Raw genomic sequence first — 19,926 nt, 5'->3', positions numbered from 1 at the left:
AGATGTGTATAAGAGACAGGGGTAGGGAATCGCGTCGATGTCGGCGCAGATGTCCACCGCGATGATGTCGGCGCCCTGTTCGGCGAAGGCCACCGCGTGGCTGCGGCCCTGGCCGCGCGCCGCGCCGGTGATCACGGCGACCTTGTTGTCGAGTTCACCCATGACTACACCTCCAGTGTCGTGCCGGTCTCTTGTTCGGCGAAGGCCACCAGGCGCGCGGCCGCCTCGTAGTCGCAGGCGACCGGCGAGCGGCCGGCGAGCACCGGGCCGCCGCGCAGGCCGAACCTGCCGCTGACGCCGACGTAGCTGCCCGGCGGAATCGGTTCGCTGATGCAGTACAGCGTGGGCGCCGCGCCCTGGTCGATGTCGTTGGCCAGCCGGTCGGCCACCGCCTTGACCCCTTTGTGGGCCACCGCCATCAGCGGCGAGTCGCCGACCTGCGACAGATTCGAGGCCACCCAGCCCGGATGGGTGAGCTGGCTGACGATGGGCGATCGGGCGGCGCGCAGCCGGCGGTCGAGCTCAAGGCCCCACAGCATCACCGCCAGCTTCGACTGCCCGTAGGCGCCGAGCCTGGTCCACTTGTGTCGGCGCAGGTGTAGGTCGTCCGGGCGCAGCGTCGCCGATCGGTGCGCGTCGGAGCCCACGTTGATGATCTGCGACCGGATCCGGGGCAGCAGCAGGTTGGTCAGCGCGAACGGCCCGAGCAGATTGGTGCCCAGCGTCTTCTCGAAGCCGTCGACCGTTTCGGTGCGGCGCTCGGTCAGCGCGCCGGCGTTGTTGATCAGGATGTCGACGTCGTCGTCGACCGACTGCGCGAACGCGCGCACCGACGACAGATCGGCGAGGTCGACCCGCGCGACCGCGGTGGATCCGCCGATATCGGCGGCGCGCTGCTCGCCCAGCTCGGTGTTGCGCACCGCCATGATCACGTGCGCGCCGGCGTTGGCCAGGGCGCGGGCGGTCCCGAGCCCGACGCCGTTGGTCGCGCCCGTCACGACGACTCGTTTGCCGGTCAGGTTGCCGAGCCGGGCCGGCGTCCAAGATAGGGTCACGGCGATCAAGAGTAATGGTCGGTTCTATGTAAATTGGACCGGTTCTGCCACCATTGTTCGCGGAAGCGGCGGAGACGGGCCCGACAGGTGGTTTCACATGAGTGACAGCGCAACGGAAATCACCAACCTGATCTACACCTACGCCGAGCTTCTCGATGGCGGCGACCTGGACGGGGTGGCCAGGCTCTTCGAGCACGGCCGGATCTGCGGCGTGGAGGACGGACCGCCGGAGACGGTGTTCGCCGGCGCCACCCGGGTGCGCGAGATGTATGAGATGGCCACCCGCATCTACTCCGACGGCACGCCGAAGACCAAGCACAACACGACCAACGTGCAGCTGTATATCGACGAGGCCGCGGGGACCGCCCGCAGCACGTCCTACTACTGCGTCACCCAGGCCACCCCCGACCTGCCGCTGCAGGTGATCGTGACCGGGCACTACAAGGACACGTTCCAGCGGGTGGACGGCGCCTGGCGGTTCGACAGCCGCACAATGTTCGTCGACCAGGTCGGCGACGTCAGTCAGCATCTGAAGTTCTGAAACGGTTCGTGTTATACGACAAGCCTTTAGGAAAATCAAATGCCCGATGATCCCGTCGCCACGGCCTCCCAGCACGAACAGGAACTGGCCGCCCTCGAGCTGATCGAACACCCCACCGTCAGGTCCGCCTACCAGGCGGTGGCGCAGACCTGGCTGGGCCGGGCGAAGGCGTCGGAGGCGATGCGGGAGCGGTTCGACGCCGCGTTCGCCGAGGTGATGTTCTCGGCCGCGGTGTGGTCGTCCAACCAGGACAAGCTGCGGCCGAAGGTCGGCTGCATCACCCGGCTGGCGCACCCGGTCGACGGCCGCCGCATCCCCGGATCTCGTTGGGGCATCGACAATCCCGACAGCGTATACCGGGTGATCCCGATCTCCGGCGATGAACGCTACGAAATTCACGGCCGGGTGGGCGAGCACCGCATGACCGAGAACTACTTCACGCTCTGGGACGCCAACATGGGCACCGTCGACGTGCTCAACGGCCGCACCATGCACGTCGACTCCGACGGCAGCTACACGATCACGGTGGACGCCGACCCCGCCGGTGGGCGGCCCAACCACGTGCGGACCACCCCGGCGGCGCACGAGTTCTACATCCGGGACGTGTTGTTGGACTGGGGGCGCGACGACCCCAATCACATTGAGGTGCAACGGCTTGGTGGTCCCCCGCTAGCGCCCGCGCGCACGCGCGACGAGCAGGCCGAGGCCACCGCGGCGATGATGGCGCACTTCGCCAACTTCACCGGCAAGCTCAGCCACGGCGTCTACAAGATGCCGCCCAACCACTTCGACCTTGCGTGGTCGGCCGACAAGGCCGGCGCGATGCGCAACCAGGTGTACGTCATGGGCCGCTTCGATCTCGCCCCCGACGAGGCGTTCGTGGTGGACCTCAACGACGGTGGCGCCGAATACTTCACGGTTCCGCTGAGCAACATCTGGGGCACCACGCTGAACATCCTCGACCGCACCGGCAGCCTCAATAAAGCGCAGTCGGTTCCCAACGAGGACGGCACGTACACCTACGTGATCGCGCCGACCGACCCCGGCGTGGCCAACTGGATCGATTCCGACGGCCTGCGGGAAGGGATCCTGACCCTGCGGATGGCCGAATTCGGCGAGTCGGGCCCCCGCGAGGACCTCGGCGCGCGCGGTCGGGTCGTCAAGCTGGACCGGCTCGACACCGAACTGCCCGAGCTGCCACGGGTCAGCCCGCAGGAACGGGCCGCTCAACTCGCCGAGCGGCGGACGGCGTATCTGCGGCGCCTGCCCGAAGGGCCGGCCTGAGATGGCGCGCTGGCTTGTCACCGGCTGCTCCACCGGCTTCGGCCGCGAAATCGCCCGCGCGGCACTGGAAGCGGGACACCGCACGGTAGTGACCGCGCGGCGCGCCGACGCGGTGCGGGACTTCGCCGACGAGTTCGGGGATCGCGCCCTGGCCGTCGCGCTCGACGTCACCGACCCGAAGCAGATCGCGGCCGCGGTGTCGGCCGCCGACGACGCGTTCGGCGGCATCGATGTGCTGGTCAACAACGCCGGTCACGGATACCTGTCCGCCGTGGAGGAGGGCGAGGACGCCGAGGTCCGAAAGCTGTTCGAGGTCAACTACTTCGGTGCGGTCAACATGATCAAGGCGGTGCTGCCGGGCATGCGTGCGCGCAGCTCCGGGCACATCATCAACATGTCGTCGATGACCGGCCTGGTGGCCAACCCGCCCAACGCCTACTACTCGTCGACCAAGTTCGCGCTCGAGGCGATCACCGAGGCCCTCGCCACCGAGGTGCGCCCGCTGGGCATCAGGGTGACCGCGATCGAGCCGGGTGCCTTCCGCACCGATTGGGCGACGCGATCGATGAAGGAGTCGGCCACGCCGATAGCCGATTACGTCGACGTGGCGGCGCGCAAGGATCTGATCAAGCAGTTCGCCGATCATCTCCCCGGCGACCCGCGCAAGGTCGCCGAAGCCGTGCTCATGGTGACCACCCTCGATGAGCCGCCGCTGCGGCTGCTGTTGGGTCGCGACGTGCTCAAAGCCATGCGCGACAAGATCGCCGCGCTCTCGTCATCGATCGAAGAGTGGAAATCCGTCACGAAGGACGTGAACTTCGCGGATTAGTCCTCACTCGTCGAGGAACACGGCGTGCTCGTCCACCGCGTCGCGCCCGATGCGTAACTTGTTGGCGGGGAAATCGGGGTCGGAGTAGCCGATGGACAGGCCGCACAGGATGTTCAGCGCCGGCGGGATGTTCAGCTGCGCGCGCACCACGTCGGGGTAACCGGCGATCGCCACCTGCACGCAGGTTCCCAGTCCGCGCGCGGTCAGGGCGAGCAGCAAGGTCTGCAGGAACATACCCACTCCCATGCTGTCGGCGTAGCCGAGGTCGCGATGCATGCACACGATGGCACCCAGCGGGGCGCGGAAGAACTCCCAGTTGCGCAGCACGGCGATGCGCCGCGCCTCGCTGTCGTGGCGGGCGATGCCCATCGAGCCGTACACGTGCGCGCCGGTGTCGCTGCGGAAATGGGCGAACTCGGCGGGCAGCTGCGGTACGCGGGGCGGTTCGGCGCGGGCCTTTTCCAGCATCGCGGTCACCAACCGGTCGCGGGCGGCGCCGGCGACGAAGACCAGGTGCCATGGCTGCACATTGGAGTTCGACGGCGCGCGCATGGCCAGCTCCAGCGATTCCCGCACCAGGTGGCGCGGCACCGGGTCGGGCAGGAACAGCCGCGTCGAATGCCGCTCCCGGATGGTGTCTTCCAAGTCGTACATAGCTTCATGGTGTCAGGCGCCCGCGGCGATCGTGAGCGCGGCGAAGCCGGGCGAAACGGATCGCCGCCACCAGGCCACGCCGATCGTGAGCGCGGCGAAGCCGGGCGAAACGGGTCGTTACGTCAAACGGGTTCGTCGTCGTCGGTGTCACGGAGGAATCTTTCGGGGTGGTGGAAGTTGTTGGTTCTAGGTTGCCCACGGTCCAGGTGCGCGGGCGGGAGCCATTCCGTTTCGCCACGGGCGTTGGCGCGGGTGGTCCAGCCCTTTTCGGCGAGTCGGTTGTCGGGCCCGCAGGCCAGGGTCAGGTCGTCGATGTCGGTGCGGCGGGTGGCTTGCCAGCCCGTGACGTGGTGGACCTGGCTGTGGTAGGCCGGCGCATCACACCCCGGCTTTGTACACCCACGGTCTCTGGCGTACAACATGATTCGCTGCGCCGGGGAAGCAAACCGCTTGGTGTGGTGCAGTGCTAACGACCTGCTCTTGTCGAAGATCGCCAAGTAGTGGTGAGCGTGGCCGGCCCAGCGGATCACATCCGCCATCGGCACCAAGGTGCCGCCGGCGGTCAGCGCCTTGCCGGCGGCCGCCTCAAGATCCTGCAACGTGGTGCTGACCACGATCGACACCGGCAAGCCATTGTGCTGACCCAGATCACCGGAGGCCAGCAGGCCGCGCAGCGCGGCCAGGAAGGCATCGTGGTTGCGCTGTGCCGGGCTGCGAATATCGCGACGCACCGCGTCCTGGTCGGGTGTCGCGTCGACGATCGGCGTCTCATCCTCGGGGTTGCACGCGCCCGGGGCCGCCAGCTTGGCGAGCATTGCCTCGATAGCGGCCCGCAACTCCGGGGTCACCAGGCCGCTGAGGCGCGACATGCCGTCGCACTCCTGGGCGCCCAGGGTGATGCCGCGCTTGCGGGCCCGCTCGGCGTCGCTGAATTCCCCGTCGGGGTGCAGCCAATCCATCAACCGCTTTGCGTAAGTGGCCAATTCGTCGGGGCGATAGGCGGCGGCCTTGACAGCCAGGTCGGCTTCGGCGGCCTGCCGGGTCAACGCGTCGACCTCGGCCGGCAGATGGGCCAGGAAGCCGCGAATCACCTTGACGTGCCCCTCGCCGATCAGCCCCTCGCGCTGACCGGCCGCGGTCGCGCTCAATTTCGGCGGCAACGGCTCACCGGTCAACGCCCGGCGCTCGCCCAGGTCGGCGGCTTCCTCGATGCGCCGGCCCGCCTCGGCCTTGGTGATCCGCAACCGGTCGGCCAGCCCCACGCGCAGCGAGCCACCCAACTCTTCGGCACTGGCCTGCGCGGAAAGCTGATTGATCAACGCATGCTGAGGCGCCCGCAGCCGGCGTGCCACGCTTTCCACCCGCTCCAAGGCTCGCAGCCGCTCCGGCGTGGTGAGGACGTCAAAGGACAACTCACACAGGCGCTCAGCGTCGCCACCGAGCGCGTCGATGACCTCGACGATCTCCTCACGACTGCTGACACCCATGCCTCAAACTCTAGGAACACCCACCGACAAAAATGCCCGCTCTGTGACTAGTGAAACCAAAGTGGCACAAGGGATTACAAAGAAACCGCCCAACAGGAACCGCGCTAACCGCGGACGACAATGACCGTCTTGCCGGGGCGATGGCCCGGGTGGTTGCGGCTTTCGAACGCCTCCCGCCCCCTGTCGAGGGGGAACGTCTGCGCGATATCCACGCGCAACCGTCCGCTGTCGACCAGCGCGGCGAGCTCGGCGAGCTGATCGCGATTCGGTGTGACGATGAAAAATATTGCCGTGACGCCGTATTCGTCGGCTCGACCCTCTGGCGGTGGCGCCGACAGGGTGATCAGCCGGCCGCCGCGGCGCAGCACGGGAAACGAACGCTCCAGCGTCTCGCCGCCGACGGTGTCGATCACGACGTCGTAGACCCCGTCGTCGAACGCCTCGGTGCGGACATCGATCACGCGGGTGGCCCCGTATCCGCGGACGAGATCGCCGGCGTCGCTGCGCACCGTCGCGGTTACGCGCGCGCCCAGCATCGCGGCCAGCTGGACCGTCAGCGCGCCCACGCCGCCCGCGCCGCCGTGCACCAACACGGCCTCGCCGGACCGCACGCCGGCGTGGTCGACCAACGCTTGCAGGGCGGTCAGACCGGCTAGCGGCAGCGCGGCCGCGACGGCGTGCGACACCGTCGACGGCTTGGCGGCCAGGTCCGCCGCCGGCACACAGACGAATTCGGCGGCGGCGCCGTCGCGGTCGAAGTCGATGAGCCCGTACACCTCGTCGCCGGGCGCGAAATACGTCACGCCCGGCGCCACCTCGCCGACAACGCCCGACACCTCGTGGGACGGGATGACCGGTGTCTGGTTCACCCGGGTCCAGGTCTCATCCCACGTCAACTCGTCGAACGTGATGGCCGCGGCGTGGACGGCCACCAGGACTTCGCCCGCGGCCGGGGCCGGTACGGGCGCGCGCTCCACGACGAGTCGTTCCGGGCCGCCCCGGTGGTGGGCCCGCAATGCGGTCATCTCGGTCACGGCAGCCTCCAATCGATCGGGTCGGCGCCCATGCCCGTCAAGAGCTCGTTGGCGCGACTGAACGGACGCGACCCGAAGAACCCCCGCGACGCCGACAGCGGTGAGGGGTGGGGCGACTCGATCGCCACGCAATTGCCTTCGGCGAGAATCGGTTTGAGCGTCGAGGCGTCGCGGCCCCACAGGATGGCCACCAGCGGCTGCGAGCGCGCGGCCAGCGCGCGGATGGCGCACTCGGTCACCGCCTCCCAGCCCTTGCCCCGATGCGAGGCCGGATTGCTGGGTCGCACGGTGAGCACCCTGTTCAACAGCATCACGCCGCGCTCGGCCCACGGCGTCAGATCGCCGCACGACGGCGGCGGGTGACCGAGGTCGGCGGCGTATTCGTCGAAGATGTTGGCCAGGCTGCGCGGCAGCGGGCGCACGTCGGGGGCCACCGAAAAGCTCAGTCCCACGGCGTGTCCCGGCGTCGGGTACGGGTCCTGCCCGACGATCAACACCCGGACATCGTCGAATGGAAAGGTGAACGCCCGCAAGACGTTCGGACCCGCCGGCAGGTACCTGCGCCCGGCCGCGATCTCGTCCCGCAGGAACTGGCCCATCGCGGCCACCTGATCGGCCACCGGCTGCAACGCGGCCGCCCAACCGTGCTCGACGAGTTCCGCCAACGGGCGCGCCGTCATCGCGGCCCCATTTCACTCACCGCGCCACCCTAACGGTCATACGACTGCCAGCCGGCGTAACCCGTCCACTCGCGCCCGTCGACAACCACGTCGGGCTTGCCCTCGAGCACCCGCCCGATGATGCGCCATCCGGCCGGTGCGGGTCCGGCGAAACATGCCACCAGGGCGTGGTCTTCGCCGCCGCCCAGCACCCACGGCCACGGGTCGGCGCCGACGGCGGCGCCCGCGGCGCTTAGTGCGTCGCGGTCCGCCGCCAGCGCCGCGGTCGACAGGTCCATCGTCACGGCGGACGCCTCGGCGACGTGGCGCAGGTCGGCGACCAGGCCGTCGGAGACGTCGATCATCGCCTGGGCTCCCCCGGCCGCCGCGGCCACCCCCTGCCCGTAGGGCGGCTGGGGAACCAGATGCCGGCGGCGCAGCGCGTCGAAACCCTCAATCCCCTTGCCGAACAGGGCAAGCCCCGCCGCCGAGCGACCCAGTTCACCGGCGACCGCGATCACCGAGCCCGCCTTGGCGCCGGACCGCAGCACCGGCGCGCGGCCGTCCAGCTCGCCCAGTACCGTCACGGAAATCACCCACTGCGGGCAGCTGACCAGATCGCCGCCGGCGATGCCCGCGCCGATGCGCTGGGCCTCGTCCCACATCCCGCCGACCAGCGCGTCCACCTCCGCCACCGGGGTGTCACCGGGCCCGCCGAACGCGACCACGAACGCCGTTGGGCGCGCGCCCATCGCCTCGATGTCCGCGGCGTTCTGGGCGATGGCCTTGCGGCCGACGTCGTGGGGCGTCGACCAGTCCAGGCGAAAGTGCCGATCCTGCACCAGCATGTCGGTCGACACCGCGAGGCGCCCGTCCCGGGCCTGCACCACGGCCGCATCGTCGCCGGGCCCGACCGCGACCGCGGCCGGCTGTCGGCGACCGCGCACCAGCCGATCGATGACGGTGAACTCACCGAGTTGCTGCAGGGTGGGATTCGATGCGTCGTCGGGCACGCCACCTCCTCCGCGCGTCCGGGCCCGTGCGGCCCGCTATCCACTCTCCGACCTGCGGTAAGTTCAGTAACTGCCCGCGCGAGCGGCCCGCGCCAGTGTAGAGCCCCGCGCCGTCGTGCCAGAGATAGGAGGTGCGCGGGCGGTGACGACCGACGCCGATACCGGCCCCGCCGGGGACGAGGGACCGCCGACCGCGCTGATCATCGCGGCGGTCGCCGTGGCGGTCGTGGCGATCGGCACGATCCTGGTGATCGCGGCCAACCGCCAGGCGCCGCCGCAACCGGTCGCCCTGGCGGCCGCCCCGGCGCCGCAGGCCGACAGCCCCGCGTGCCGGGCACTGGCCGGGGCCCTGCCGCAGCGACTCGGCGACTATCAACGCGCACCCATCGCGCAGCCGGCCCCCCAGGGCGCCACCGCGTGGCGCGCCGGGCCCGACAGTCAGCCCGTGGTGCTGCGCTGCGGGCTCGACCGCCCCGCCGAGTTCGTGGTCGGGTCCCCGATTCAGGTCGTCGACCGGGTGCAGTGGTTCGAGGTGCGTCCCGAGCAGCAATCCGCCGGTGACGCGGGCCGATCCACCTGGTATGCCGTGGACCGGCCGGTGTATGTGGCGCTCACGTTGCCGTCGGGGTCGGGCCCGACGCCCATTCAGCAACTCTCCGAATTGATCGATCACACCATTGCGGCGGTGCCGATCAAGCCGGGGCCAGCCGGTTAGCGCAAACCCACCCCGCGCGCCAACGCCGTTTCCACCATGGTCGCCAACAGGGTGGGATAGTCCACGCCGCTGGCCGCCCACATCCTCGGGTACATCGAGATCGTGGTGAACCCCGGCATCGTGTTGATCTCGTTGAGCACCGGCCCGTCGTCGGTGAGGAAGAAGTCGACGCGGGCCAGACCCTGACAGTCGATGGCCTTGAACGCCCGGATCGCCAAATGCCGGATGGCGTCGGCGATGTCGTCGTCGACTTTGGCCGGCACGTCCAATTCGGCTGCGTCGTCGAGATATTTGGTGGCGAAGTCGTAGAACGAGTCCTCACGTCCCCGCACCCCCGCCACTCGGATCTCGCCCAACGTGCTGGCTTCGATTGTGCCGTCGGGCATTTCGAGCACTCCGCACTCCAGCTCGCGACCCGTGATCGCCGCCTCCACGATCACCTTCGGGTCGTGGCGGCGTGCCAGGGCGACGGCGGCGGCCAGCTCGTCCCAGCTCGACACCCGGGTGACCCCGATCGAGGAGCCGCCCCGGGCGGGCTTGACGAACACCGGCAGGCCCAGCCGCTCGCACTCCTCGGGCCGCAGGGTCGAGCGCGACGGGCGCAGCACCGCGTACGGGCCCACCGGCAGCCCCTCGGCGACGAACAGCTTCTTGGTGAACTCCTTGTCCATGCCCGCCGCGCTGGCCAGCACGCCCGCGCCGACGTAAGGCACCCCGGCCAGTTCCAGCAGGCCCTGGATCGTGCCGTCTTCGCCGTAGGGACCGTGCAGCACCGGGAACACCACGTCGACGGACGTCAGCACCTCACCGGCCCCGGGCGACAGGGAGACCAATTGGCCGCCGCGGCCCGGGTCCGCCGGCAGGGCCAGCTCCGTGCCCGACTGAGCCGTGACCTCGGGCAGTTGCCGGTTGGTGATGGCGAGCGCGTCCGGGTCACCGTCGGTGAGCACCCAGGACCCTTCCGGGGTGATGCCGACCGCGACCACCTCGAACCGCTGCGGGTCGAGGTTGCGCAGGATGCTGCCCGCGGACACGCACGAGATGGCGTGCTCGTTGCTGCGCCCGCCGAAGACGACGGCGACGCGCACGCGGTTCCCGCTGGCACTCACAACCTAAAGAGGCTACCGGTTGCGCGGCGCTCGGGCCGGGCGGCGGGTCGCTAGCTGGGGTTTTCGGTCGATGATCACTCGGGCTTGGTCCTGCGGCCCAGCAGCAGGGCCATCGCCTCGTCCACCGACAGCCCCTTGTGGCAGACCCGGTGCACGGCGTCGGTGAGCGGCATCTCCACGTCGTAACTCGACGCGAGCGCCAGCACCGATTCACACGACGTCACGCCCTCGACGACGTGGCCACCGCCCGCCTGCATCGCCGACTCCATCGTCCCGCCGCGGCCCAGGCGTTCGCCGAAGGACCGGTTGCGCGACTGCGGCGACGTGCACGTCGCCACCAGGTCGCCCACCCCGGCCAGGCCGGCCAGCGTGGCGCCCTTGGCGCCGAGCGCGATCCCCAACCGGATGATCTCGGCCAGACCCCGGGTGATGATCGCAGCCGCGGTGTTTTCGCCTAGCCCGACGCCTGCCGCCATGCCGCACGCGAGCGCGATGACGTTCTTGCAGGCGCCGCCGATCTCGGTGCCGACAACATCACTATTGGTATAGGGGCGGAAGTAGCCGGTGTTCAGCATGCGCTGCAGCGCGACGGCCCGGCCGGAATCGCTGCACGCGACGACCGTGGCGGCGGGCTGGCATTCGGCGATCTCGCTGGCCAGGTTCGGTCCCGAGATCACCGCGACCTGCGCCGGGTCCACCCCCGTCACCGACACGATGACCTGACTCATCCGCATCAGGGTGCCCAGCTCGATGCCCTTGGCCAGGCTGACCAGGGTGGCACCGTCGGGCACCAGCGGCGCCCACCCCTCCAGGTTGGCGCGCATCGTTTGAGCGGGCACCGCCAGCAGCACGGTCGAGGCGCCGTCGAGCGCGTCGGCCGCGTCGGTGGTGGCGCGAATGCCGGCCGGCAGCGCCGTGCCGGGCAGATAGTCGGGGTTGGATCGGGTGGCGTTGATGCGGTCCGCCACATCAGAGCGACGGGCCCACAGCGTGACCTCCGCGTCCGGTTCCGCGGCCTCGACGAGCACCTTGGCCAGCGCGGTGCCCCACGCGCCGGCACCCATGACCGCGACGGCGCCGTTCGAGCCGGTCATCAACCACCCCCGTCTTTTTCTCCAGCGTGTTGCAGCCGCTACACCCTAGATCAGCGGACGTCACGCGAGCCAGCGCGTCCGTCGCTGGCAGGATGAGATGTCATGAGCGGCATACGAGCCGACGACGCGGGTAAAGACGTCGCCCTGATTGTCGCCGTCAAGCGGTTGGCCGCGGCCAAGACGAGGCTGGCCCCGGTTTTCTCGGCGCGCACCCGGGAGAGCGTGGTGCTCGCCATGTTGATCGACACCCTCACGGCCGCGACCCGCGTTGATGCGTTGGGTTCCATTTCGGTCGTCACCCCCGACGAGGCCGCGGCCGCGGCGGCCACCGAGCTGGGGGCCGAGGTGCTGGCCGACCCGACGCCCGAGGGGCACGGCGACCCGCTGAACAACGCCATCGCCACCGCGGAGCGGGCGGTGGGTGGGTTCTTCCCGAATATCGTTGTGCTGCAAGGCGATTTGCCCGCGCTGCAGACACAGGAGCTGGCCGAGGCGATCGCCGCGGCGCGGCAGCACCGGCGCAGCTTCGTCGCCGACCGGCTGGCGACCGGAACCGCCGCCCTGTTCGCCTTCGGCGCCCAGCTCGATCCGCAGTTCGGCGCCGATTCGGCGGCGCGGCATCGGCGTTCGGGTGCGATCGAACTGACCGGCGCGTGGCCGGGCCTGCGCTGCGACGTCGACACTCCCGACGACCTCGCCGCCGCGCGCCGGCTGGGGGTCGGTGCCGCGACCGCCCGGGCGCTGGTGCAGCAGTGAACCTGGCGGTACCTGTCGTCGGGGTGAACGTCGTGCCAACGGGGAATGGATGTCCAACGAGCGCTAGCAGCATCGGCGCGTGATGAGCAATGATCGCAGGGTGACTGAAACCGAAGCCGAGGCGCGCCCCGACGAGAATTTGTGGCATCCGGACTCGGCCGTGGCGGCACCGCCCGCCGCGACGCCGTCCGCCATCACCGACCTGCCGGAGGACCGTTACCTCAACCGGGAACTGAGCTGGCTCGATTTCAACGCCCGCGTGCTGGCGCTGGCCGCCGACAATTCGTTGGCCCTGCTGGAACGAGCCAAGTTCCTGGCCATCTTCGCCTCCAACCTCGACGAGTTCTACATGGTCCGCGTCGCCGGGCTCAAGCGCCGCGACGAGATGGGGCTGTCGGTTCGCTCGGCCGACGGCCTGACGCCGCGCGAGCAACTGGCCCTCATCGGCGAGCAGACCCAACGCATCGCGACCCGGCACGCGCGGGTGTTCCTCGATTCGGTGCGCCCGGCGCTCGCCGAGGAAGGCATACATATAGTCACGTGGGCCGATTTGGATCAGGGCGAGCGCGACGAACTGTCGACCTATTTCCACGATCAGGTCTTCCCCGTGCTGACTCCCCTCGCCGTCGACCCCGCCCACCCCTTCCCCTTCGTCAGTGGCCTGAGCCTGAACCTGGCGGTGATGGTGCGCCAACCCGAGGACGGCGGCCAGCACTTCGCGCGAGTGAAGGTGCCCAACAACGTGGATCGCTTCGTCGAATTGGGCGCCCGCGGCCATACGGACGAGGCCGAGGGGTCCGGGATAATCCGCTACCTGCCAATGGAAGAGCTGATCGCGGCCTTCCTGCCGGTGCTGTTCCCGGGCATGGAGATCGTTCAGCATCACGCTTTCCGCATTACCCGCAACGCGGACTACGAGGTCGAAGAGGACCGCGACGAAGACCTGTTGCAAGCGCTGGAACGGGAATTGGCGCGCAGGCGATTCGGGTCCCCGGTGCGACTCGAGGTCGCCGACGACATGACCGAGAGCATGCTGGAATTGCTGCTGCGCGAACTCGACGTGAATCCGGGCGACGTCATCGAGGTGCCGGGCCTGCTGGACCTGTCGTCATTGTGGCAGGTCTACAGCGTCGACCGGCCGGCGCTCAAAGACCCGGCTTTCGTCCCCGCCACCAGCCCCGCATTCGTCGATCGCGAGACGCCCAGGAGCATCTTCGCGACGCTGCGCGAAGGCGATGTGCTGCTTCATCATCCGTACGAATCGTTCTCCACGAGCGTGCAGCGATTCATCGAGCAGGCCGCGGCCGATCCGAATGTGCTGGCGATCAAGCAGACGCTGTACCGCACATCCGGCGATTCGCCGATCGTTCGGGCGCTCATCGCCGCCGCCGAGGCGGGCAAGCAGGTGGTGGCGCTCGTGGAGATCAAGGCGCGTTTCGACGAGCAGGCCAACATCCGCTGGGCGCGAACGCTGGAGCAGGCGGGCGTGCATGTCGTCTACGGCTACGTCGGGCTCAAGACGCACTGCAAGACCTGCCTGGTGGTGCGCCGTGAGGGTTCGGCGATCCGCCGTTATTGCCATATCGGAACCGGCAATTACAACGGCAAGACGGCGCGACTGTACGAGGACGTCGGGCTCTTGACGGCGTCGCCCGAGATCGGCGCGGACCTGACCGACCTGTTCAATTCGCTGACGGGCTACTCGCGCAAGGTCTCCTATCGCAATCTTCTGGTGGCCCCGCACGGAATTCGCACCGGCATCATCGAACGCGTCGAGCGCGAGATCGCCGCCCACCGCGAACACGGCAACGGGCGGATCCGCCTGAAGATGAACGCCCTCGTCGACGAGCAGGTCATCGACGCGCTCTATCGCGCGTCGATGGCCGACGTGCGGGTGGAGGTGGTGGTGCGCGGCATCTGCGCGCTGCGCCCCGGCGCCGACGAATTCTCCGAGAACATCGCGGTCCGTTCGATCCTCGGCCGCTTCCTGGAGCATTCGCGCATCATGCATTTCAATCGCATCAACGAGTTCTGGATCGGCAGCGCCGACATGATGCACCGCAACCTCGACCGGCGCGTCGAGGCGTTGGTTCAGGTCAAGGACCCGCGGCTGACCTCATACCTGGACGACCTGTTCGAGTCCGCGCTGGATCCGTCCACCCGCTGCTGGGAGCTCGGGCCCGACGGGCAGTGGATCGCGTCGCCGCAGGAGGGCCACACCGTGCGCGATCACCAAGTGTCGTTGATGGAGCGGCACCGCAGTCCGTAACCCCCTGTGTGGTGATTTACGGTTGTTCCCCGGCCGCACCGCGCGGCCCCGACCGAATTGACCTGCAGGAGTTGATTTGCCGACCAAGAGCTCGCGTTCGGGAAGCCGGATCGTGCACGCCGCCGGAGCGGTGCTGTGGCGACCGACCGATTCGGCCAACCCCGGCCTCGAGATCGCGGTGATCCACCGCCCCCGCTATGACGACTGGTCGCTGCCGAAGGGAAAGGTGGACCCGGGCGAGACGGCGCCCGTCGCCGCGGTGCGGGAAGTGTGCGAGGAGACGGGGCAGCACGCCATCCTGGGCAGGCGGCTCGACATGGTGAGCTACCCGATCGAGGCGGGCGTCAAAAAGGTGTACTACTGGGCGGCGCGCAGCACCGGCGGTGAGTTCACCCCCGGCAACGAGGTCGACGAATTGGTGTGGATCCCGATAACCGACGCGCTGAAAATTCTCAGCTATTCCCACGATCGAAAGATGTTGCGTCACTTCACGAAACATCCCGCCGACACGCACACCGTGGTGGTGGTGCGGCACGGCACGGCCGGCCGGAAATCCCGCTTCAAGGGCGACGACACCCAGCGACCGCTGGACAAACGGGGACGCGCCCAGGCGGAGGCGCTGGTTCCGCAGCTGCTGGCCTTCGGCGCCACCGACGTGTACGCGGCGGACCGGCTGCGCTGCCACCAGACGGTGGAACCGCTGGCCGAGGAGTTGGGCGTGACCGTGCACAACGAGCCGACCCTCACCGAGGAGTCCTACGCCAAAAGCCCCAAACGCGCCCGGCGTCGGATCCTCGACATCGCCGGGCAGCAAGGCACACCGGTCATTTGCACACAGGGCAAGGTGATCCCCGACTTGATCGCGTGGTGGTGTGAGCGGGACGGTGTGCGTCCGGACAAGTCACGCAATCACAAGGGCAGCACCTGGGTGCTGTCGCTGTCGGGCGGCAAGCTGGTGGCGGCCGACCACATCGGCGGCGCGCTGGCCGCGAACGTGCGGGCATAACACGCGAATACCCTTCGGGTGCATCGCTGCGACCCGAAGGGTATTCGCGTTTGATCTACTGCCGCCTAGCGGCGACCGCGACGCGCGGTGGCCTTCTTGGCCGGAGCCTTCTTTGCGGCGGTCTTCTTGGCCGGAGCCTTGGTTGCGGCCTTCTTGGCCGGAGCCTTGCGGGCCGGAGCCTTCTTGGCGACGGCCTTCTTCGCCGGAGCCTTCTTGGCGACGGTCTTCTTGGCCGGAGCCTTCTTGGCGACGGTCTTCTTGGCCGGAGCCTTCTTGGCGGGAGCCTTCTTCGCCGCGGCCTTCTTAGCCGGGGCCTTCTTCGCCGCGGCCTTCTTGGCGGGGGCCTTCTTGGCAGCGGTCTTCTTGGCCGCGCCGCTTGAAACTACACCACGCTTCACTGCAGGTCCTTCCGACGGGAGACGCTGTGCGCCAGAGACAACCGCTTTAAATTGAGCACCGGGACGGAACGCCGGGACGGAGGTCGGCTTCACCTTCACCGTCTCGCCCGTACGCGGGTTGCGGGCCACCCGCGCCGCGCGGCGCCGTTGCTCGAAAACACCGAACCCGGTAATGGTCACGCTGTCGCCCTTGTGCACCGCGCGCACAATGGTGTCGACGACGTTCTCGACGGCAGCGGTCGCCTGCCGTCGGTCGGTGTTCAATTTCTGTGTGAGCACATCAATGAGCTCTGCCTTATTCATCCAATCCCTCCGACGCTAGTGGTCCTCGATTTGAACCGACTAGTGCACACGGTAAACCCTCACCCAGCAAATTTCCAAGAGCCACGCGCAATTTCAGGGTCGGGCATTGCGAAGTTTTCGCAATCCGGTTGCCGCCCTTGACCGGTGGCGGAGTTGGAAATCGGCCCGGTTAGTTAGGTGGGCGAGAAAAAATTCCGGCCTTCTCGACCGTTCAGGGAGCGGGCAGAGTGCGCGGTTTCCACTGCGGGTACGCGGCTTCGTATGACTCGATTTTGTCGAGTTTCCGCAGCGTAAGGGCTATATCGTCGAGCCCTTCCAACAGTCGCCAGGCGGTGTGGTCGTCAATCTTGAACGGCAGCACCGTCGTTCCCGCGGTGATATTTCGATCTTGAAGATTGGCAGTGATTTCCAGTCCCGGGCTCTGCTCGATCAGCTTCCAAAGTAGTTCCACGCCGTCTTGGGAAACTTCGGCGGCCAACAGGCCCGCCTTGCCGGCGTTGCCCCGGAAGATGTCACCGAATCGAGACGAGATGACCACCCGGAAGCCGTAGTCCATCAGCGCCCACACCGCGTGCTCGCGCGACGACCCGGTCCCGAAATCGGGTCCGGCGACGAGGACCGACCCCCGGTCAAAGGGGCTGAGGTTAAGCACGAATGAGGGATCCGAGCGCCAGCTCGCGAACAAACCGTCCTCGAAACCGGTTCGGGTGACGCGCTTCAAATACACCGCCGGAATGATCTGATCGGTGTCGACATTGGACCGCCGCAACGGCACACCGATGCCGGTGTGGGTGGTGAATGCTTCCATGCTGATGCCTTCTTACTCGATTGGGTCAGTTCAAATCGGCCGGGGCGGACAGGGTGCCGCGAACTGCTGTCGCGGCGGCAACGGCCGGAGACACCAAATGCGTGCGGCCGCCTTTCCCCTGGCGCCCTTCGAAGTTGCGGTTGGACGTCGCCGCGCACCGCTCCCCCGGCGCCAGCTGATCCGGATTCATCCCCAGGCACATCGAGCAACCGGCCTGCCGCCATTCGGCGCCCGCTGCGGTGAAAACCTCACCCAGCCCTTCGGCTTCGGCCTGGGCGCGTACCCGCATGGAGCCGGGCACCACGAGCATCCGCACCCCCGGGGCCAGCTTGCGGCCGCGCAGCACATCCGCGACGACCCGCAGATCTTCGATACGACCGTTGGTACAAGAGCCGACGAACACCGTGTCGACCGCGATATCGCGCATCGGAGTACCCGGTCGAAGGTCCATGTAGGCCAACGCTTTCTCGGCGGCCTGCCGCTCGGCGTCGCCGGTCATCAGCTCCGGGTCGGGCACGGCCGCGGCCAGCGGCACGCCCTGCCCCGGGTTCGTTCCCCACGTCACGAACGGGCTCAACGATGTCGCGTCGAGATGGACCTCGGTGTCGAAGACGGCACCGGGGTCGGTGTGCAGCTCCCGCCAATAGCGCATCGCCGCGTCCCACTGCGCGCCCTGCGGCGCGTGCGGCTTGTCGCGCAGGAATTCGAAGGTGGTGGCGTCCGGTGCCACCATGCCCGCGCGGGCGCCGGCCTCGATGCTCATGTTGCAGATCGTCATCCGGCCTTCCATCGACAGCGATTCGATGGCGCTGCCGCGGTATTCGATCACGTGCCCCTGCCCGCCGCCGGTGCCGATCTTGGCGATCAACGCGAGGATGATGTCCTTGGCCGTCACACCGGCGGGCAATTCCCCGTCGACGTTGACCGCCATCGTCTTGAACGGCCGCAGCGGCAACGTCTGGGTTGCCAGCACGTGCTCGACCTCCGAGGTGCCGATGCCCATCGCCAGCGCGCCGAAGGCGCCGTGCGTCGAGGTGTGACTATCCCCACAGACCACCGTCATTCCCGGTTGGGTGAGGCCCAGCTGCGGCCCGACGACATGCACGATGCCCTGCTCGATATCGCCCATCGGATAAAGGCGGACGCCGAATTCGGCGCAGTTGCGGCGCAACGTCTCGACCTGGGTGCGCGACACCGGGTCGGCGATCGGCCTGTCGATGTCGACGGTCGGCACGTTGTGGTCCTCGGTGGCCAGTGTCAGGTCGGGGCGCCGCACTCCCCGGCCGGCCAGGCGCAGCCCGTCGAAAGCCTGCGGGCTGGTGACCTCGTGCACCAGATGCAGATCGATGTAGATGAGGTCGGGCGCCCCTCCTTGTTCGGCGGCGCTCCCCTTGTCCACAACGTGGTCGTCCCACACCTTTTCGGCCAGGGTGCGCGGCTTGCCGGATCCCATCGCGAATTCGCCTCGATTCCCTCAAGCGCGGCTCGCCGATCGACCTTGGGCTGTGATCTCAGAATGCGAGACGCTAGTATCTTCTTGTGAGACAGCATAGCGGCATCGGCGTCCTCGACAAAGCCGTGGGTCTACTGCACACGATCGCCCAATCCCCCTGCGGGTTGGCCGAACTGTGCGAACGCACCGGGCTGCCCCGGGCCACGGCGTATCGGCTGGCCGCCGCGCTCGAAGTCCATCGCCTGCTGGCCCGCGACGACGAAGGGCGGTGGCGGCTCGGGCCGGCCGTCAGCGAGCTCGCCGCTCACGTCAACGATCCGCTGCTGGCCGCCAGCGCCGGGGTGCTTCCCCTGTTGCGCGAGACCACCGGGGAGAGCGTGCAGCTCTACCGCCGGGAGGGCACGGCCCGGGTGTGTGTGGCGGCCCTGGAACCCGCTGCGGGCCTTCGCGATACGGTCCCGGTCGGGGCGCGGTTGCCGATGACGGCGGGCTCGGGCGCCAAGGTGCTGCTGGCCCACAGCGACGCGGCGACCCAGAAGGCGGTGCTCCCGACGGCCAAGTTCACCGAGCGCACGCTGGCCGAGGTGCGGCGACGCGGCTGGGCGCAAAGTGTGGCCGAGCGGGAGCCCGGAGTCGCGAGCGTCTCGGTTCCCGTGCGCGACAGCCGCGGTGCCGTCGTCGCGGCCATCTCGGTGTCGGGACCGGTCGACCGGATCGGCCGTCGGCCCGGTGCACGCTGGGCCGCCGATCTGTTGTCGGCCGCCGAGGCGCTGACCCGGCGGCTGTAGGGCCGTCGAGTCGAGTGTGCATCGATGGCGTCGGGGGTGTAACTACGGCGGCGAAATCGCCAAAATCCCGCCGCACCCGCACACTCGATGCCATCGGCGCACACTGAACGCCACCGGTGCACACGCGACGAACGTGTCCTGACAGACTGACCGCCATGGGAACGAATCAGCGCGCGAGCATCGTCATGTCCTCGGACGAAATCGCGGACTTCGTCGACAAGAGCCGCACCGGGACGCTGGCCACCATCGGCCCCGACGGTCAGCCGCATCTGACCGCGATGTGGTACGCCGTCGTCGACGGCGAAATCTGGCTGGAGACCAAGGCCAAGTCGCAGAAGGCGGTCAACCTCAACCGGGATCCGCGGGTGAGCTTCCTGATCGAGGACGGGCACACCTATGACACGCTGCGCGGGGTGTCGTTCGAGGGCGTCGCGGAGATCGTCGACGATCCGGACGTCGCGCACCGGGTCGGGGTCAGCGTCTGGGAGCGCTACACCGGCCCCTACACCGACGACATGTTGCCCTTCGTGGAGCAGATGATGAACAAGCGCGTCTGCGTGCGCATCGTGGCCCGGCGCGCCCGCTCGTGGGACCACCGCAAACTTGGGTTGCCGGCCATGCCGGTGGGCGGCTCCACGGCACCGGCCGTGTTAGGAACCGGTCAATAATTT

The 19,926-nt window shown here is 68.5% G+C and carries 20 protein-coding genes and 1 pseudogene; 9 read left to right on the top strand and 12 right to left on the bottom strand.

The window, feature by feature from the left end; translation table 11 throughout:
- A pseudogene (locus WU80_RS26650) lies at positions 1-162 on the bottom strand (hypothetical protein); the annotation flags it as partial.
- 2 nt (positions 163-164) lie between these two features.
- Positions 165-1,055: an SDR family NAD(P)-dependent oxidoreductase gene (locus WU80_RS14250; RefSeq protein WP_055403327.1), complete on the bottom strand. Its 891-nt coding sequence runs from the start codon at positions 1,053-1,055 to the stop codon at positions 165-167.
- 97 nt (positions 1,056-1,152) lie between these two features.
- Between WU80_RS14250 and WU80_RS14245 the strand changes: the two genes are divergently transcribed.
- Genes WU80_RS14245 through WU80_RS14235 form a run of 3 tightly spaced genes read left to right on the top strand, consistent with a single transcriptional unit; the run spans position 1,153 to position 3,709 of the window.
- A complete protein-coding gene (locus WU80_RS14245) occupies positions 1,153-1,596 on the top strand; it encodes a nuclear transport factor 2 family protein (RefSeq protein ID WP_055403298.1) in 444 nt (147 codons plus the stop codon).
- Positions 1,597-1,635: 39 nt separating this feature from the next.
- Positions 1,636-2,880 carry a DUF1214 domain-containing protein gene (locus WU80_RS14240; RefSeq protein ID WP_055403299.1) on the top strand — a complete coding sequence of 415 codons (1,245 nt, stop codon included), beginning with the start codon at positions 1,636-1,638 and terminating at the stop codon, positions 2,878-2,880.
- Position 2,881: 1 nt separating this feature from the next.
- On the top strand, positions 2,882-3,709 hold the full coding sequence (locus WU80_RS14235) for an oxidoreductase (RefSeq protein WP_055403300.1): 828 nt from the start codon (positions 2,882-2,884) through the stop codon (positions 3,707-3,709).
- Between the two features lie 3 nt (positions 3,710-3,712).
- On the opposite strand, the gene WU80_RS14230 is transcribed toward WU80_RS14235, so the two are convergent.
- The 5 genes from WU80_RS14230 to WU80_RS14210 all read right to left on the bottom strand — a co-directional run bounded on the left by WU80_RS14230 (position 3,713) and on the right by WU80_RS14210 (position 8,556).
- A complete protein-coding gene (locus WU80_RS14230) occupies positions 3,713-4,363 on the bottom strand; it encodes a nitroreductase (RefSeq protein WP_055403301.1) in 651 nt (216 codons plus the stop codon).
- Between the two features lie 122 nt (positions 4,364-4,485).
- Entirely contained in the window at positions 4,486-5,850 is a 1,365-nt protein-coding gene (locus WU80_RS14225; RefSeq protein WP_055403302.1) for an HNH endonuclease signature motif containing protein, read from the bottom strand.
- A gap of 104 nt (positions 5,851-5,954) precedes the next feature.
- Positions 5,955-6,875, bottom strand: a complete 921-nt coding sequence (locus WU80_RS14220; protein WP_055403328.1) for an NADP-dependent oxidoreductase — start codon at positions 6,873-6,875, stop codon at positions 5,955-5,957.
- A 5-nt stretch (positions 6,876-6,880) separates the two neighbouring features.
- Positions 6,881-7,564, bottom strand: coding sequence for a uracil-DNA glycosylase (locus WU80_RS14215; protein ID WP_055403303.1), 684 nt, complete (start codon positions 7,562-7,564; stop codon positions 6,881-6,883).
- A 29-nt stretch (positions 7,565-7,593) separates the two neighbouring features.
- Positions 7,594-8,556 (bottom strand): thiamine-phosphate kinase, encoded by a 963-nt coding sequence (locus tag WU80_RS14210; RefSeq protein WP_055403304.1) that lies wholly within the window; start codon positions 8,554-8,556, stop codon positions 7,594-7,596.
- 142 nt (positions 8,557-8,698) lie between these two features.
- Here WU80_RS14210 and WU80_RS14205 point away from each other — a divergent pair, with 142 nt between their 5' ends.
- On the top strand, positions 8,699-9,271 hold the full coding sequence (locus tag WU80_RS14205) for a DUF3515 domain-containing protein (protein WP_055403305.1): 573 nt from the start codon (positions 8,699-8,701) through the stop codon (positions 9,269-9,271).
- Here the strand turns inward: WU80_RS14205 and WU80_RS14200 are convergent.
- Together WU80_RS14200 and WU80_RS14195 are read right to left on the bottom strand one after the other, a co-directional pair.
- Positions 9,268-10,380 carry a D-alanine--D-alanine ligase family protein gene (locus WU80_RS14200; RefSeq protein ID WP_055403306.1) on the bottom strand — a complete coding sequence of 371 codons (1,113 nt, stop codon included), beginning with the start codon at positions 10,378-10,380 and terminating at the stop codon, positions 9,268-9,270. The two genes, WU80_RS14205 and WU80_RS14200, sit on opposite strands and share 4 nt — an antisense overlap.
- Positions 10,381-10,454: 74 nt before the next feature.
- Entirely contained in the window at positions 10,455-11,474 is a 1,020-nt protein-coding gene (locus WU80_RS14195) for an NAD(P)H-dependent glycerol-3-phosphate dehydrogenase (protein ID WP_055403307.1), read from the bottom strand.
- Between the two features lie 102 nt (positions 11,475-11,576).
- Here WU80_RS14195 and cofC point away from each other — a divergent pair, with 102 nt between their 5' ends.
- The 3 genes from cofC to WU80_RS14180 all read left to right on the top strand — a co-directional run bounded on the left by cofC (position 11,577) and on the right by WU80_RS14180 (position 15,505).
- The gene (cofC, locus tag WU80_RS14190; protein ID WP_055403308.1) at positions 11,577-12,230 is read left to right on the top strand and encodes a 2-phospho-L-lactate guanylyltransferase; all 654 of its coding nucleotides are present in this window, start codon (positions 11,577-11,579) and stop codon (positions 12,228-12,230) included.
- A gap of 79 nt (positions 12,231-12,309) precedes the next feature.
- Entirely contained in the window at positions 12,310-14,499 is a 2,190-nt protein-coding gene (locus tag WU80_RS14185; RefSeq protein ID WP_055403309.1) for an RNA degradosome polyphosphate kinase, read from the top strand.
- A gap of 76 nt (positions 14,500-14,575) precedes the next feature.
- A complete protein-coding gene (locus WU80_RS14180; protein ID WP_055403310.1) occupies positions 14,576-15,505 on the top strand; it encodes an NUDIX hydrolase in 930 nt (309 codons plus the stop codon).
- A 65-nt stretch (positions 15,506-15,570) separates the two neighbouring features.
- Here the strand turns inward: WU80_RS14180 and WU80_RS14175 are convergent, their stop codons facing one another.
- The 3 genes from WU80_RS14175 to leuC all read right to left on the bottom strand — a co-directional run bounded on the left by WU80_RS14175 (position 15,571) and on the right by leuC (position 18,467).
- A complete protein-coding gene (locus tag WU80_RS14175; protein WP_055403311.1) occupies positions 15,571-16,206 on the bottom strand; it encodes an HU family DNA-binding protein in 636 nt (211 codons plus the stop codon).
- 211 nt (positions 16,207-16,417) lie between these two features.
- Positions 16,418-17,014 (bottom strand): 3-isopropylmalate dehydratase small subunit, encoded by a 597-nt coding sequence (leuD, locus tag WU80_RS14170; protein WP_055403312.1) that lies wholly within the window; start codon positions 17,012-17,014, stop codon positions 16,418-16,420.
- Between the two features lie 25 nt (positions 17,015-17,039).
- Complete coding sequence (gene leuC, locus WU80_RS14165; RefSeq protein ID WP_055403313.1) at positions 17,040-18,467, bottom strand: 3-isopropylmalate dehydratase large subunit; 1,428 nt, start codon at positions 18,465-18,467, stop codon at positions 17,040-17,042.
- 86 nt (positions 18,468-18,553) lie between these two features.
- On the opposite strand from leuC, the gene WU80_RS14160 reads away from it, so the two are divergent.
- Positions 18,554-19,255 (top strand): IclR family transcriptional regulator, encoded by a 702-nt coding sequence (locus WU80_RS14160; RefSeq protein ID WP_055403314.1) that lies wholly within the window; start codon positions 18,554-18,556, stop codon positions 19,253-19,255.
- Positions 19,256-19,410: 155 nt separating this feature from the next.
- A complete protein-coding gene (locus WU80_RS14155) occupies positions 19,411-19,923 on the top strand; it encodes a pyridoxamine 5'-phosphate oxidase family protein (protein WP_055403315.1) in 513 nt (170 codons plus the stop codon).
- Positions 19,924-19,926: the final 3 nt, after the last annotated feature.

The organism is Mycobacterium sp. UM_11, from assembly GCF_001414075.1.
GTDB lineage: Bacteria > Actinomycetota > Actinomycetes > Mycobacteriales > Mycobacteriaceae > Mycobacterium.
The sequence above is the reverse complement of the archived record's forward strand: the minus strand, read 5'-3'. Positions and strand labels throughout refer to the sequence as shown.